This window comes from Nonomuraea sp. NPDC046570 (genome assembly GCF_040645915.1).
Taxonomy (GTDB): domain Bacteria; phylum Actinomycetota; class Actinomycetes; order Streptosporangiales; family Streptosporangiaceae; genus Nonomuraea.
Genome location: NZ_JBEYZF010000016.1, coordinates 160,637 through 174,243, shown reverse-complemented (window position 1 = coordinate 174,243; position 13,607 = coordinate 160,637). Strand labels below are relative to the sequence as shown.

The following is a 13,607-nucleotide window of genomic DNA, read 5'->3' as shown; positions in this document are numbered from 1 at the left end:
TTATTTTGGGGTGTGAAGTGAGTCCTCCGTTGCGATCTCCCGACCGGGCCGGCCCGGCCCCGCCTGTTCCCGCCCGCCCGCTCGACCCGAGCGGGCGGCCTGAACCTGCCGGGGCGAAGTCTCGCTACCTGCGTGAGCACGAGCGCATCCACATCGCTGACCGGCTGCGGGAGAAGGCCTCGATCCGGGTCATCGCAGCCGAGTTAGGCCGCAGCGCCTCGACGGTGAGCCGGGAGATCACTCGTAACCGCACCGATGGCACCCGAGGTCAGTGGCACTATCGGCCCCACGCGGCCCAGGCCCGCGCCGATGCCAGGCGTCCGCGGCCCAAAGCGGGGAAGATAGGTACCCACCCGGACCTGCGCGAGGTCATCCAATCCTGGCTGGAGCTGGAATGGAGCCCCGAGCAGATCGCGCGGAGCCTGCGCGTCCGGTTTCCCGACCGGCCGGAGATGCAGGTGTCGCACGAGACGATCTACCAGGCCCTCTACGTCCAGGGACGCGGAGAGCTGCGCCGCGAGCTTACCCGGGCGCTGCGGACCGGGCGCACCGCCCGCAAACCCCATCGCCGCCCCGACCAGCGCCAGCCCAGGTTCGTCGCGCCGATGGTGATGATCAGCGATCGCCCGGCTGAGGCTGAGGATCGAGCCGTGCCCGGACACTGGGAGGGCGACCTGATCATCGGTAAGGATCAGCAGTCACAGATCGGCACGCTGGTCGAGCGCGCCACACGGTACGTCCTGCTCGTCCACCTGCCGCACGACCGCACCGCCGAAACCGCTCGTGACGCCCTGGCCGCCACCATGGCCACCCTGCCAACCGAGCTGAAGCGGTCACTGACCTGGGATCAAGGCAGCGAGATGAGCCTGCACCACCAGTTCTCCATCGCTGCTGACCTGCCGGTCTACTTCTGCGACCCGCACTCACCGTGGCAGCGCGGCAGCAACGAGAACACAAACGGCCTGCTCCGCCAGTATTTCCCCAAGGGGACCGATCTGTCCGTGCACAGCCGCGACCATCTCGCCGCCGTCGCTGCTCGGTTGAACGGCCGGCCGCGCAAAACGCTCGGCTGGGAAACCCCAGCCGAGCGTCTTACCAAACTCCTGGCGGCAGCCAGTTGATCAATCCGTGTTGCGACGCCCCCTTGACTTTGCCCCTCCCACAGCGGGGCTCTCTCTTTGTACGGGGAGATTCAGCGGAGTGGAAGCGACCGGACACGGATGCCCGTTGGGGTGAACGCCGCGATGGCGCCATCCCGGAGATGAGGTCCCAGGACATCGAGGTGCCTGAGGATGATGTTCACCATGTCTGGTGGTCGAAGCTCCAGGATTTCGCGTACGAGATGACCGAAGGTTCGATTGCGCGAGCCTGGGCCAACAGCGCGCCGAAGTCGGTGTCGGCGGAAATGATGACCCGGCTGCCTTTGACGGCGAGGGCCATGATCGTGGAGTCCGGTGCACTCGTCGCTTGAAGGTCGCGGACGTGCACTGCGTCGTGATCCGCTTTGGTCAGCAGGTCGGCGACGCGAGGTGAAAGGTTCTCATCGACCAGGAAGTTCACGCTGGCTCTCGAAGGCGATAGAAGTGAACGTTCGTGGAAGCCGCCGCGTACTCAAGAGCCTGTCTGATGTCCTCGCGCTCAAGGTCGGGGTAGTCCGTGAGGATCTCGTCGAAGGTCCATCCGGCGGCGACAAGCCGGACCAGCGACTCAACGCTCATGCGAAGACCTCTGATGGTGGGCTTGCCTTCGAGTCGTTCGGGCTCGACGGTGATTCGATCGAAGTTCATGGTGTCTCCCCTCCCTCCTGATAGTGCCAGGTCGGACCCGTGGTGGAGGCGACCGCTCGGAGATTGTTCCGGGCGGCCTGCCTCTGGGGATCTCTTCCTCCTGGTGACTACGCGCACCCAAGGGGTGGTCGATCGGCCGCTCCGGACATAAGCCACAAAAAACCTTGCGGCGTGGCTGGCTTGGATTCGGACAGGCGGGGGGTAAGGTCCCCGGTGTGCTGCGCGCGGAGATACACGGTCATCGGGGAGCGAGGGGCCTGTGGCCCGAGAACACCCTGCCCGGACTGAGCCGGACGATGGAACTGGGCGTCCACGCCCTCGAACTGGACGTCGCGCTCACCGCCGACCGCCGCCTGGTGCTGACGCACGACCTCACAGTCTCGGCCGTGACCAGCGCCGACACCGCGCCCGCCACCCCGGACGACCCGCTGTACCCCTACGTCGGCCGCCCGATCAACGCCCTCACCCAGGCCCAGCTCCGCACCCTGGACGTCGGCGTACGGCTACCGCGCCACCCCGACGACACCTTCGCCCGCACCCAGCAGCCGATCCCCGGCACCAGGATGCCCACGCTCGGCGCGGTCCTCGGCCTGGTCAACGCCTACGAGGCGGACAGCGTGCGGCTGCACGTGGAGCTCAAGTCCGACCCGACCAGGCCCGAGCTGTCCGCCGACCCGGTGGAGTTCGCCGAGGCGGTGGTCGAGGAGCTCGACCGGCACGGCAGGCTGGACAACGCGGCCATCCTCAGCTTCGACTGGCGCGTCATCGGCGCCGCGGCCGAGCTGGCCCCGGGGACGCCGCGGTTCGCGCTGATCGAGAACGACACCCTGCACTGGCACGGCTGCCTGGGCGACGACCTGCCCGCCGCCGCCCGCGCCGCGGGCGCCACGACTCTCTCGCCCGAGCACGTGATGGTGGACGAGGAGCTGATGGCGCAGGCCGACGCCGCGGAGCTGCCGGTGGCGGTGTGGACGGTCAACGACCACCTGCTGGCCTCGCAGATGCTGGACCTGGGCGTGGCCGGGATCGTCACCGACTACCCGGACCGGATGCGCGAGCTGTGGGAGAAGTACGGCCTGCCCCTGCCCAAGCCGGTGAGTCCGCTCCGGCCGAGCCGCTAGAGCCAGCCGTTGCGGCGGAAGCCCCGGTGCAGCAGCACGCACGCGGTGACCATCACGGCGAGCACGGCCGGATAGCCCCAGACCTGCTTGGTCTCGGGCATGAAGTCGAAGTTCATCCCATACACGCCGGCGATCATCGTCGGCACGGCCAGGATCGCCACCCACGACGAGATCTTGCGCATGTCCTCGTTGGCGAGCGCGTTCGAGCGGGCCAGCGCGGCCTGCAGGATCGAGCTGCACAGCTCGTTGGAGGAGTCCACCATCTCGCACACGCGGGACAGGTGGTCGCCGACGTCGCGGAAGTACTCGCGCATCTCCGAGGGGATCACCCGGCGCTGCGGCAGCGCGGACAGCGGCGCCTGCAGCGGCATGACCGCCCGCTTCATCTCCAGCATCTCCCGCTTGAGCTGGTAGATGCGGTTGATGTCACGGGAGCTGACGTCGGCGAAGACGGTGGCCTCGACCTCTTCCAGCTCCATCTGCATCAGGTCGGCGACCTGCAGGTAGCGGTCGACGACGTGGTCGGAGATGGCGTGCAGCACTCCGGCGGGGCCGCGGTCCATCAGCTCGGGCTTGTCCTCCAGGCGCTCGCGCACCTCGGTCAGCGGGCAGTGCCGGCCGTGCCGTACGGTCACCACGAAGTCGGCGCCGAGGAAGACCATGATCTCGCCGGTGGCGATGATCTCGCTGGTCGCGGTCAGCTCGTCGTGGTCGAGGTAGGCGACGGTCTTCAGCACCATGAACAGCGAGTCGCCGTACCGCTCGACCTTGGGTCGCTGGTGCGCCTTGACGGCGTCCTCGACCGACAGCGGGTGCAGGCCGAACACCTCGGCCAGCCACTCGACCTCGGGCGCGGCCGGCTCGTGCAGGCCCACCCAGACGAACGCCTTGGCGCCCTTGGTGGTCGCGTTGTGCTCGCGCACCAGCTTCAACGACTCCACGATGCCGGGGGCGCGGAGCTTGCGGCCGTCCACGTAGGCGCCGAACTCCACGATCGAGTCGACGGGCGGGATGCAGACCTCACGCACGGGCTTGCTCAACTGGCGGCTGTGGTGCGGCTGCACGGAGTGGCGGTTGATGCGACGGAAAAGAGTGGACGAGCGCATGGCAGTCCCTTTCCGCCCGACCTGGCACGGTCCACGCGAGACGAAAGGTCACCTCAATCGAAAGGAATGCGTGGAGGCACGATCAGGCTGCCGGATTGGAGTGGTCAGGGGGACGCACGGCGTACGTGCGCGGGCACGTACTGCTGGGTTCACCAGGATTCATCCCGGACCACCTCCAATCGCTAGAGAAGCCGCAAAGCCGACCCAACTTACCACAGGCCGGGAACCCGCATCAGGTTACCTGCCGGGGTTCCGGTCGATCAGCGGGAAGCACACAAAGATTCCGGCGGATTCCCGCACTTCGCGCCCAAGGGGTGGGGCCTGCGACAATGGGGCATGTGCGCGTTCTTGTGATTGGTTCCGGCGGGCGGGAACACGCCCTGTGCCGCTCGCTCAAGCTCGATCCCCAGGTCTCCGAGCTCCACTGCGCCCCCGGCAACGCGGGCATCGAGGAGATCGCGACCCTCCACGCGGTCACCCCGACCGACCCCGGGCAGGTCGCCTCCCTCGCCACCCGGCTGGGCGCCGACCTCGTCGTGGTCGGCCCCGAGGCGCCGCTGGTGGCCGGGGTCGCGGACGCGGTGCGGGCGGCGGGCATCCCGTGCTTCGGCCCGTCCCGGGAGCCGGCGATGATCGAGGGGTCCAAGGCGTTCGCCAAGGACGTCATGCTGGCGGCCGGGGTGCCGACGGCGCGGGCGCACACCTGCGCGAACCCCGAGGAGGCCGCCGCCGCGCTGGCCGAGTTCGGCGCGCCGTACGTCGTCAAGGACGACGGGCTGGCGGCCGGGAAGGGCGTCGTGGTCACCGGCGACCTGGCCGAGGCGCTGGCGCACGCCGCCGCGTGCGGGCGGGTGGTGATCGAGGAGTTCCTCGACGGGCCCGAGGTGTCGCTGTTCGCGCTCTGCGACGGGGCCACCGCGGTGCCGCTGCAGCCCGCGCAGGACTTCAAGCGCGCCTACGACGGTGACGAAGGGCCCAACACCGGCGGCATGGGGGCCTACACGCCGCTGCCCTGGGCTCCGGACGACCTGGCCGAGCAGGTGATGCGCGAGGTCGTGCGCCCGACGGTGGCGGAGCTGGCGCGGCGCGGCATGCCGTACAGCGGGGTGCTGTATGTGGGGCTGGCGATGACCGCCAAGGGGCCGAAGGTGATCGAGTTCAACGCGCGGTTCGGGGATCCGGAGACGCAGGTCGTGCTCGATCGGCTGGCGACGCCGCTGGCGGGGCTGCTGATGGCGTGCGCGAACGGGACGCTGGCCGGGCAGCCGCCGCTGGTCTGGCGGGACGGCTCGGCGGTGACCGTGGTGATCGCGGCGGAGAACTATCCGGCCGACCCGGTGAAGGGCGACGTGATCAGGGGGCTGGCGAGCACGCCCGACTCCTACGTGCTGCACGCCGGGACCGAGCGGCGCGACGGCGAGATCGTCGCGAACGGCGGGCGGGTGCTGAGCGTGGTCGGCACCGGCCCGGACCAGGCGACCGCCCGCGCCCGCGCCTACGACCTGGTCGCCGGGATCGAACTGCGCGGCTCCCACCACCGAACGGACATCGCCCGATGAAGCACCTGCACTCCGGCAAGGTACGCGACCTGTACGAGACCGACGAGGGTCTGCTGCTGATGGTCGCCTCCGACCGGATCTCGGCCTTCGACTTCGTCCTGGAGCCCGACATCCCGGACAAGGGCGCGATCCTCACCCAGCTCTCGCTGTGGTGGTTCGACCAGCTCAAGGACGTCGTCCCGAACCACATCGCGGGCCCGGGTCCCGACTCGCGCAGCGTGCTGTGCAAGCCGCTGAAGATGGTGCAGGTCGAGTGCGTGGCCCGCGGCTACCTGACGGGCTCGGGCCTGACCGACTACCGCCGCGACGGCGCCGTCTCCGGGGTACGGCTCCCGCCGGGCCTCCAAGACGGCTCCCGCCTCCCCGAGCCGATCTTCACCCCCTCGACCAAGGCGCCGATCGGCGAGCACGACGAGCCCATCTCCTTCGAGCAGGTCGTCGAACTGGTGGGCGCGGACCTCGCCGAGGAGCTGCGCCGGGTGACGCTGGCCGTCTACACCAGGGCCGCCGAGATCGCCCGCGAGCGGGGCATCATCCTGGCCGACACCAAGATCGAGCTTGGCTGGGACTCCAACGGAGTTCTGACGCTGGGCGACGAGGTGATCACCCCCGACTCCTCGCGGTTCTGGCCCGCCGACGCCTGGGAGCCGGGCCACGCCCAGCCCTCGTTCGACAAGCAGTATGTCCGCGACTGGCTGACATCACCCGATTCCGGATGGGATAAATCATCCGCAGACGCTCCTCCCCGGCTTCCTGACGCGGTCGTGGAGCGGACCAGACAGCGTTATGTGGAGGCCTACGAGCGTCTCACCGGCCACTCCTTTACCGGGTAGTCACGGGGCGAACCGGCCGGGTCAGGGGTCCACAGCGGCTACTGTGGGCCCGATCCAGCCTGACCGATACCTTCCCCCAAGGAGCAGACGCGAATGGTCCGTTATCGCGTGCGCGGCGGCAACGCACTGCGCGGCACCGCCTTCATCCAGGGCGCGAAGAACGCCGTGCTGCCCATGATCGGCGCTGCCCTGCTCGCCGCCAAGGGCCGTACCGTCCTCCGCAACGTCCCGATCATCGAGGACGTGCGCCGCGCGGTGGAGCTCGCCCAGGTCATCGGGGCGCACGTGGAGCTGCACGAGGCCGAGCGGACGCTGGTGATCGACGCCTCCAGGCTGACCAGCCCGGTGCTGCCGGCCGAGATCGCCAGGCGCTTCCGCGGCTCGGTGCTGTTCACCCCCGCGCTGCTGCACCGGCTGGGCGAGGCCGTCGTGGAAGGGGTCGGCGGCTGCAATCTCGGCAGCCGCAACCTCGACTTCCACTACCTGGGCTACAAGCGCCTGGGCGCGATCGTGGACGAGGGCGAGACCGTCATCCACGTCAAGGCCTCGGGCCTGACCGGCGCGACGCTGTACCTCGACACCCCCTCGCACACCGGCACCGAGAACCTCATCATGGCCGCCGCCCTGGCCAGCGGCACCACCGTGATCGAGAACGCCGCGCTGGAACCCGAGGTGCTCGACGTCATCGCCATGCTCACCAGGATGGGCGCGCGGATCAGCGGCGGCGGCACCGGCTTCATCACCGTGCAGGGCGTGGACGAGCTGCACGCCGTCGAGCACACCGTGATGCCGGACCGGCTCGACGCGGGCGTCTTCGCCATGGCCGCGGCGATCACCGGCGGCGACCTCAGCCTCGTCGGCACCGGCCTCGACCTGGGCGTCGTGCGGTACAAGCTGGAGCAGATGGGCGTCGAGTTCGCCCGCCAGGGCGCCGTCCTGCACGTGCGCTGCCCCAACCCGCTCAAGCCGATCAACGTGATCACCGACACCTATCCGGGCTTCGCCACCGACCTGCAGTCGCCCATGATGACGGTGGCCTGCCTGGCCGACGGCGTCAGCTACATCCACGAGCGGATCTTCGACGGCCGCTTCGCGCTGGCCGGCGAGCTCAACAAGATGGGCGCCGACGTACGGGTCAAGGACAACAGCGCGACCGTCCACGGATGCACTCCGCTGACCGGAACTCAGGTGACCGCGCACGACCTTCGCTCGGGTATAGCACTGGTGCTGGCGGGACTGGCCGCGGAAGGTGAGACGGTCATCGACTCGGGTTACCTCATCGATCGCGGCCACGCCCATCTCGCCGAGCGAATGCGGGCGCTCGGCGCGAACATTACAAGAGAGATTTCTGGACCTTCGGATAGGGCATAAAACTAGGCTTGACCTGCTAAAACATCTCTTCCAGAAGGCAAACAGAACCGCTTTCCGGAAAATCCGGGCGTGACATTACGGCCCTCGCGAGCGATCGTTCCAAAAGAGAGCACTGCAATGGACGGCAGGAATGGGACGAACATTGGTCGAGCGGACCGAAGAGCCTCCCCGAGTGTCACGCCCGGGCGCAATGACACCGGACCTCACCATCGGCGTGGTCGGACCTCACGATCTCGTCGAACGGGTCATGTTGATGGGCCACGCCGCGGCGCCGCTGCCCTGCCGCCTCGTGGCGGCCGCCTATCGCGATGAGCAGGAGGCGGCCGACAAGGTGACCAGGCTGGGGCCAGGCGTGGACGCGTGCCTGTTCGCCAGCCCGGTCCCCTATGACCTGGCGAGGCGGTCGGGGGTGCTGACCATGCCGGCCACGTATGTTCAGCTCGGCGGGGCGGCGCTGATCGCGGCGCTGGCCAAGGCCGCGCTGGACCCACGGGTGGACCCGCAGCGGGTGAGCATCGACGTGGTCGGCCGGGCCGACGTCGAGGAGGCGTACACAGATCTCGGTATCCCGGCTACCGACGTACACAGTAGGGACGAGCCGGGCGCCACCGGCACGATCGCCGCCTACCACGAACGGCTGGCCCGGCAGGGCGCCACCACCGGCGCGCTGACCTGCCTGCCCGCGGTGGCCGACCGGCTGCACACCGCGGGCGTACCGGTCATCAGGGTGCGGCCGACCTCGGCGGCGGTGCGCACCGCCCTGCACACCGCGGCGCTGCTCGGCGCCCACCACAGGCTGGAGGAGTCGCAGCTCACCGTGGTGCTGGTCGAGGTGCCGACGTTGCGCGAGCCGGTCCGGCGGGCGGCGCCCCGCTACTGGCGCGACGAGTTGCGGCTGTCGCTGCACCGGCTGCTGGTGCAGGAGGCCAACCGGATCAACGCCACCGTCTGGCCGATCGACGATCACAGCTATCTCGTCACCGCGACGAGAGGCTCGATCGCGGTCGCGACGGACGGGTTCCGGGTGCTGCCCTTCGCCGCCAGGATCCGCGACGAGCTGGGGCTGGCCGTCGAGGTGGGCGTGGGCATGGGCCGTACCACGCACGACGCCGAGTCGCACGCCAGGGCCGCGCTGGCCCGTACCCAGGCGGGCAAGCAGGCGCAGGGGTTCGCGGTGGACAGGGAGGGCAGGGCGCTGATCCCCGCGCCCAGGATGCCGCCCCAGGGCTCGACGCCGATCAAGCCGAAGGGCATCGAGGTGCTCGCCCGGCTGTCGGCGAAGCTGGAGGGGGGTGACACGGTCGTCGACGCGGAGGGCGCGGGCAAGATGCTCGGGGTCACGCCGCGTACCGCTCGGCGGTTGCTGCGCACGCTGGTTGACGAGGGACTCGCGTGGCCGCTTCCGCCGAACCGCACGCCGCAGCCGGGCCGCCCCCGCCAGCTCTATCGCCTGATCGTGGAGAAACTCGGGCCACGGTAGGCGACTTCGATCAGGTCCGCCGCCCCCCTTCCCCCTTCGGGGCGGCGGACCCTCCTTTTCGCGATCTTTCATGCCGCGTCTCAATGTCTGGAATCCGCGAGGGAATTGTCGAGGTTGCAGGTTAATGTCATGAGTTATGAGCCAGGACGCTGCTGACCGACGCCACTCGCTTCTCGTCTGGGGGGCGCTGGGACTCGTCTATGTCGTGTGGGGGTCCACCTACCTCGGCATCGGGATCGCGGTCGAGTCGGTGCCGCCCATGCTCAGCGGCGTGATCCGGTTCATCACCGCCGCGCTGCTGCTCGGCGGGTTCCTGCTGGTGCGCAAGGGGCCCAAGGCGTTCTCCATGACCCGGCGGCAGTTCGGCGGGGCCGCGCTGGTCGGGCTGCTCCTGCTGACCGGGGGCAACGGCATGGTCGCGGTGGCCGAGCAGTACATCTCCACCGGGCTGGCCGCCCTGCTCGTCGCCTCGGTGCCGCTGTGGCTGGTGGTGCTCCGGCTGCTGGTGCGGGACCGGCCGAAGGTGCTCACGCTCGCCGGGGTGCTCGTCGGGTTCGCCGGCGTCGCGATGCTGTCGCTCAACGGCGGCGGTACGGCCGGGCACACCACCGGCATCGTGACCATCCTGGCCGGGTCGGTGTCGTGGGCCCTGGGCTCGTTCCTGTCCAGCCGCATCCCGATGCCGTCCGACCCCTTCGTGGCCAGCACGGTGGAGATGGTCGTGGGCGGGGCCGGGCTCGCGGTGATCGGCACCATGGTGGGCGAGCGGCTGGACCTGGCGGAGATCACCACCAGGTCCTGGGGGGCGCTGATCTACCTGGTCCTGGTCGGCTCGCTGATCGGGTTCACCTCCTACGCGTGGCTGCTGAACAACGCGCCGATCTCGCTGGTGTCGACGTACGCGTACGTGAACCCGGCCGTCGCGGTGCTGCTGGGCGCGCTGGTCCTCAGCGAGCCCGTGACGATCCAGGTGCTGGTGGGCGGGCTGGTCATCGTGGTCGGCGTCGTGCTGGTCATCTCGACCGAGCGGCGCAGGCCCCGGCCAGAGGCCGCGCAGGGCGTCGACGGTCGCGGCGATGTCGTCGTCGGTGTGCGCGGCGGAAAGGAACCACATCCCGCGGCCGAGTAGCGCCGTGCCGGTCGCAGAGCTCCCTGACGGCCTCCAGGTAGCCAGGATCGGGCTGGATGGCCCCGGTGTCGCAGAGGGCCGGTTCGGTGATCACAGCGGCGATCTGGCCCTCGTGGGCGGCCATCAGGGCGGTCAGGGGCTCCAGGTCGTTCCACGGGGTACCTGAAGCGCCAAGGCGTTCAGGCCGTACGTGGGGTGCTCGCCGAGCGAATACCGGCGGAGCCTGGTGTCTTGAATTTTGGTATAGACCGGAATTAGGTTGGTCCGCATGCTGACAGTCACCGTCGACGGCGGCCAGACCGGCCTCCGGGTCGCCTTGGCCGAGAACGGGCGCGCCGGGGCGGCCCACGAGGAACCCGGACTCGCCTACGCGGACGGGTCCCCCGTCGAGGGCGTCGTCTCGCGCGTGCTGTCCGCGTGGCGGGCTCTCGCACCCCCGGGCGTCCGGGCCGACACGGTCTCCCTGGGGCTCACCACGCTGCTCGGCGGGCCCGCCGCGGACCGCGAACTGGCCTCGCGGCTGTTCGCCGGGACAGGGGCCGGGCGGGTACTCATCGCCTCCGACGTGGTGACCGCGCACGCCGGAGCGCTCGGCGGGCGTCCCGGCGTCGTGCTCGCCGCCGGGACCGGCGCGATCGCCCTCGGCGTCACCCCCCAGGGCGTCACCCGGCAGGTGGACGGCTGGGGCCACCTGTACGGCGACGCCGGGGGCGGCCTCTGGATCGGGCGGCACGGCCTCGACGCCGCCGTCCGGGGCTTCGACGGCCGCCTGCCCGCCGGAGCGCTCACCACCAGGGCCACCGAGGTGTTCGGCGACCTGGGGTCGTTACCCGAGCGGCTGTACCTGGCCGGCGACGCGGTGGCGCGGGTCGCGCGCTTCGCCGTGCACGTCCTCGAACTGGCCCACCACGACGACCACGCGGCGCGCATCGTCACGACAGCGGGCCGCGAACTCGCCGCCACGGTCACCGCCGCCGCCCGCGACCTCAGCGGGCCGGTGCCGGTGTCCTGGACCGGGCGGCTGCTGCTTGATCCCGCGCTGAGGGCGGGCTTCGAGGCGTCGCTGGCGGAGCTTCTTCCGCAGGCCGAGGTCAGGGAGCCCGAGGGCGACGGGCTGGCCGGGGCCGCCTTCCTGGCCGCCGAGCCCGAGTTCGGCCTCTACCGCGCACTGGTCAGGGTGGAGGAACGATGAGAGTGGGCTGCGGAACGGCCGCGCTGGCCGTACCCGAGGGCACGCCGATGGGCGGCTACATCGACCGGCCAGGGCCAGCCGCGGGGGTGCTGGACGGGCTGCGGGTGAGCGCGATCACCTGGTACGACGGGCGGCGGCGGTTCGCGCTCGCGGTCGCCGACGTGATCTGCGTCAACGACGACCTCGCCGAGTGGGCCCGGCAGGCGCTGGCGCCGCTGTGCGAGCTGTGGCTGACCGCCACGCACACCCACGCGGGCCCCGAGACCGGCTGCGTGCCCGGCGGCGCCGCCACACCGCCCCCGTGGGGCGAGCTGATCGTGGAGGCGGTCAGGAACGCCGTCGAGCGGGCGATCGCCGCCGAGACGCCCGCGACCACCGGGACCGTCCATCGCGGGATGCTGCGCGGGGTCGGGGCCGACCGCAGCCGCCCGTCCGCCGAGCCCGTGGTCCCTCTCGACCTGCTGGCCGTACACGACGCCCACGGCCACCTCACCGGCGTCCTGGCGGTGCTGCCCGTCCACCCCACGGTCCTGCCCCCGGCCAACGTCAAGGTGAGCGCCGACCTGACCGGGGCGGTGCGCGAAGCCCTGAGCGAGCGGCTGGGGCCCGGCGTCTGGGTGGTGGTCGCCACCGGCGCGGCGGGCGACATCAGCACCAGGCACACCCGCCAGGGCCAGGACGCCGCCGAACTGGCCCGGCTCGGCGCCCTGGTCGCCACCCGCTGTACCACCCTGCTCTCCGAAGAGACCCCTGCGGCACTCGCCTGGTCCGATGGTTCGCGGGTCGGCTGGACCGAGGCGACTGTCGCGCTCGACAGGATGCGTGCGGTGGGCGATCCCGAGGCGCTGGCCGGTGCTCTGCGAGTGGAGTACGAGCGGGCTCGGGCGGCGGGGGACGCGGTGGCGGCCGGGATGGCGCGCAGCCGGTTGGACGGGGCCAGACTGCTCACCGGCCAGGACGCCCAGGGCGGGCCGATCAGTGCCCGGGTGGCCGTGGTACGGCTGGGCGAGCTGGCCCTGGCAGCCCTCCCAGGTGAGCCGTTCCTCGCCGTCGGCGAGGCCGTCAGGACCGCCCGGCGGGGCCCGACCGTCGTCCTGGGCTACGCCAACGGCTACCCGGGATACCTGCCGACCGCCGACGCCTACGACCGCACCGAGTACGAGGTGCTGGCCACACAGGTCGCCAGGGGCGGCGCGGAGAAGCTGGCCGCGACCGCCCGCCACCTGCTGCACACGCTCGACACCGAGGAGAATTCATGATCGACCAGAAGGCGTACGCCCGGGTGGCAAGGGACGCGGTGGACCGCCTGCTCGTCCGCGAGCACGACAACATCGCCCGCGCCGGTGAGACGATCTACCAGGCGCTGCGGGACGGCGGGGTGCTGCAGGCGTACGGCACGGGCCACTCCAGGGCGGTGGCGCTGGAGTTCGTCGGCCGGGCGGGCGGGCTGGTCCCCGCCAACCAGCTCGGCATCCGCGACCTCGCCTACTACGGCGACACCTCCCCGTCCGACCTCCTCGACCCCAAGCTCGAACGCGACCCCGCCCTGGCCAGGCGCATCTGGGAGCTGGCCGACATCCGCCCCGGCGACCCCTTCGTGATCATCTCCAACTCGGGCGGCAATGGCGCGATCGTGGAGATGGCCCGCCTCGCGGCCGACGGCGGCCACCCGCTCGTCGCCGTCACCTCACTCGCCCACACCGCCCGGGTGACCGCCCGCCCCCGCCTCGCCGACCTGGCCGACGTGGTCATCGACAACGGAGCCCCGTACGGCGACGCCGCCCTGGACCTCCCCGAAGGCGGCGCCGTCTGCCCGGTCTCCAACCTCACCGGCGTACTGATCGCCCAGCTCCTGGTCGCCGAGGTGACCGGCCACTACCTGGCCGCGGGGCAGCCTCCGCCGGTCTTCCGCTCGGCCAACACCCCGGGCGGCGACGAACACAACGACCACCTCCTGGAGACCTACGGCCCCCGAGTCAGACTCGGCGACGCCTGACACCCGATCCACCAATGACGAAGGGCCCGGCCG

Annotated in this window: 14 protein-coding genes; 10 read left to right on the top strand and 4 right to left on the bottom strand. The window is 70.7% G+C overall.

All coding sequences use genetic code 11. From position 1 onward, the window contains the following. Positions 1 to 2: 2 nt before the first annotated feature. Positions 3 to 1,121: an IS30 family transposase gene (locus ABZ911_RS25105; protein ID WP_358060396.1), complete on the top strand. Its 1,119-nt coding sequence runs from the start codon at positions 3 to 5 to the stop codon at positions 1,119 to 1,121. 178 nt (positions 1,122 to 1,299) lie between these two features. Here ABZ911_RS25105 and ABZ911_RS25100 read toward each other — a convergent pair whose 3' ends face one another. Next, a complete protein-coding gene (locus ABZ911_RS25100) occupies positions 1,300 to 1,560 on the bottom strand; it encodes a DUF5615 family PIN-like protein (protein ID WP_358060393.1) in 261 nt (86 codons plus the stop codon). Further along, positions 1,557 to 1,787: a DUF433 domain-containing protein gene (locus ABZ911_RS25095; RefSeq protein WP_358060390.1), complete on the bottom strand. Its 231-nt coding sequence runs from the start codon at positions 1,785 to 1,787 to the stop codon at positions 1,557 to 1,559. The genes ABZ911_RS25100 and ABZ911_RS25095 overlap by 4 nt, the downstream gene beginning before the upstream one ends. 215 nt (positions 1,788 to 2,002) lie before the next feature. Here ABZ911_RS25095 and ABZ911_RS25090 point away from each other — a divergent pair, with 215 nt between their 5' ends. Further along, positions 2,003 to 2,908 carry a glycerophosphodiester phosphodiesterase family protein gene (locus ABZ911_RS25090; RefSeq protein ID WP_358060387.1) on the top strand — a complete coding sequence of 302 codons (906 nt, stop codon included), beginning with the start codon at positions 2,003 to 2,005 and terminating at the stop codon, positions 2,906 to 2,908. Here ABZ911_RS25090 and corA read toward each other — a convergent pair. Next, positions 2,905 to 3,948 carry a magnesium/cobalt transporter CorA gene (gene corA, locus ABZ911_RS25085; protein ID WP_358060384.1) on the bottom strand — a complete coding sequence of 348 codons (1,044 nt, stop codon included), beginning with the start codon at positions 3,946 to 3,948 and terminating at the stop codon, positions 2,905 to 2,907. The genes ABZ911_RS25090 and corA overlap by 4 nt on opposite strands. A gap of 404 nt (positions 3,949 to 4,352) precedes the next feature. On the opposite strand from corA, the gene purD reads away from it, so the two are divergent. The 5 genes from purD to ABZ911_RS25060 all read left to right on the top strand — a co-directional run bounded on the left by purD (position 4,353) and on the right by ABZ911_RS25060 (position 10,386). Beyond that, positions 4,353 to 5,573 (top strand): phosphoribosylamine--glycine ligase, encoded by a 1,221-nt coding sequence (purD, locus tag ABZ911_RS25080; protein ID WP_358060381.1) that lies wholly within the window; start codon positions 4,353 to 4,355, stop codon positions 5,571 to 5,573. Further along, on the top strand, positions 5,570 to 6,406 hold the full coding sequence (locus ABZ911_RS25075; RefSeq protein WP_358060378.1) for a phosphoribosylaminoimidazolesuccinocarboxamide synthase: 837 nt from the start codon (positions 5,570 to 5,572) through the stop codon (positions 6,404 to 6,406). The genes purD and ABZ911_RS25075 overlap by 4 nt, the downstream gene beginning before the upstream one ends. A gap of 93 nt (positions 6,407 to 6,499) precedes the next feature. Beyond that, positions 6,500 to 7,777, top strand: a complete 1,278-nt coding sequence (murA, locus tag ABZ911_RS25070) for a UDP-N-acetylglucosamine 1-carboxyvinyltransferase (RefSeq protein WP_358060375.1) — start codon at positions 6,500 to 6,502, stop codon at positions 7,775 to 7,777. 190 nt (positions 7,778 to 7,967) lie between these two features. Further along, positions 7,968 to 9,257, top strand: coding sequence for a transcriptional regulator (locus ABZ911_RS25065; protein WP_358060372.1), 1,290 nt, complete (start codon positions 7,968 to 7,970; stop codon positions 9,255 to 9,257). Positions 9,258 to 9,393: 136 nt separating this feature from the next. After that, positions 9,394 to 10,386, top strand: a complete 993-nt coding sequence (locus tag ABZ911_RS25060) for an EamA family transporter (RefSeq protein WP_358060369.1) — start codon at positions 9,394 to 9,396, stop codon at positions 10,384 to 10,386. Here the strand turns inward: ABZ911_RS25060 and ABZ911_RS25055 are convergent. Further along, positions 10,271 to 10,735: an aminotransferase class III-fold pyridoxal phosphate-dependent enzyme gene (locus ABZ911_RS25055; RefSeq protein ID WP_358060366.1), complete on the bottom strand. Its 465-nt coding sequence runs from the start codon at positions 10,733 to 10,735 to the stop codon at positions 10,271 to 10,273. The genes ABZ911_RS25060 and ABZ911_RS25055 overlap by 116 nt on opposite strands. On the opposite strand from ABZ911_RS25055, the gene ABZ911_RS25050 reads away from it, so the two are divergent. The 3 genes from ABZ911_RS25050 to ABZ911_RS25040 are packed head-to-tail and all read left to right on the top strand — an operon-like array spanning position 10,655 to position 13,574. Then, the gene (locus ABZ911_RS25050) at positions 10,655 to 11,578 is read left to right on the top strand and encodes a BadF/BadG/BcrA/BcrD ATPase family protein (RefSeq protein ID WP_358060363.1); all 924 of its coding nucleotides are present in this window, start codon (positions 10,655 to 10,657) and stop codon (positions 11,576 to 11,578) included. The genes ABZ911_RS25055 and ABZ911_RS25050 overlap by 81 nt on opposite strands. Beyond that, positions 11,575 to 12,837 carry a hypothetical protein gene (locus tag ABZ911_RS25045; RefSeq protein WP_358060360.1) on the top strand — a complete coding sequence of 421 codons (1,263 nt, stop codon included), beginning with the start codon at positions 11,575 to 11,577 and terminating at the stop codon, positions 12,835 to 12,837. The genes ABZ911_RS25050 and ABZ911_RS25045 overlap by 4 nt, the downstream gene beginning before the upstream one ends. Beyond that, positions 12,834 to 13,574 (top strand): SIS domain-containing protein, encoded by a 741-nt coding sequence (locus ABZ911_RS25040; protein ID WP_358060357.1) that lies wholly within the window; start codon positions 12,834 to 12,836, stop codon positions 13,572 to 13,574. Before ABZ911_RS25045 ends, ABZ911_RS25040 begins: the two co-directional genes overlap by 4 nt. The last annotated feature ends 33 nt before the right edge of the window (positions 13,575 to 13,607 follow it).

Coding starts and splice junctions, on each gene's coding strand:
- ABZ911_RS25065 (WP_358060372.1), top strand. CDS start 7,968: ATGACACCGGACCTCACCATCGGCGTGGTCGGACCTCACGATCTCGTC.
- ABZ911_RS25060 (WP_358060369.1), top strand. CDS start 9,394: ATGAGCCAGGACGCTGCTGACCGACGCCACTCGCTTCTCGTCTGGGGG.
- ABZ911_RS25040 (WP_358060357.1), top strand. CDS start 12,834: ATGATCGACCAGAAGGCGTACGCCCGGGTGGCAAGGGACGCGGTGGAC.
- ABZ911_RS25050 (WP_358060363.1), top strand. CDS start 10,655: ATGCTGACAGTCACCGTCGACGGCGGCCAGACCGGCCTCCGGGTCGCC.
- ABZ911_RS25045 (WP_358060360.1), top strand. CDS start 11,575: ATGAGAGTGGGCTGCGGAACGGCCGCGCTGGCCGTACCCGAGGGCACG.
- ABZ911_RS25075 (WP_358060378.1), top strand. CDS start 5,570: ATGAAGCACCTGCACTCCGGCAAGGTACGCGACCTGTACGAGACCGAC.
- murA (WP_358060375.1), top strand. CDS start 6,500: ATGGTCCGTTATCGCGTGCGCGGCGGCAACGCACTGCGCGGCACCGCC.
- ABZ911_RS25095 (WP_358060390.1), bottom strand. CDS start 1,787: ATGAACTTCGATCGAATCACCGTCGAGCCCGAACGACTCGAAGGCAAG.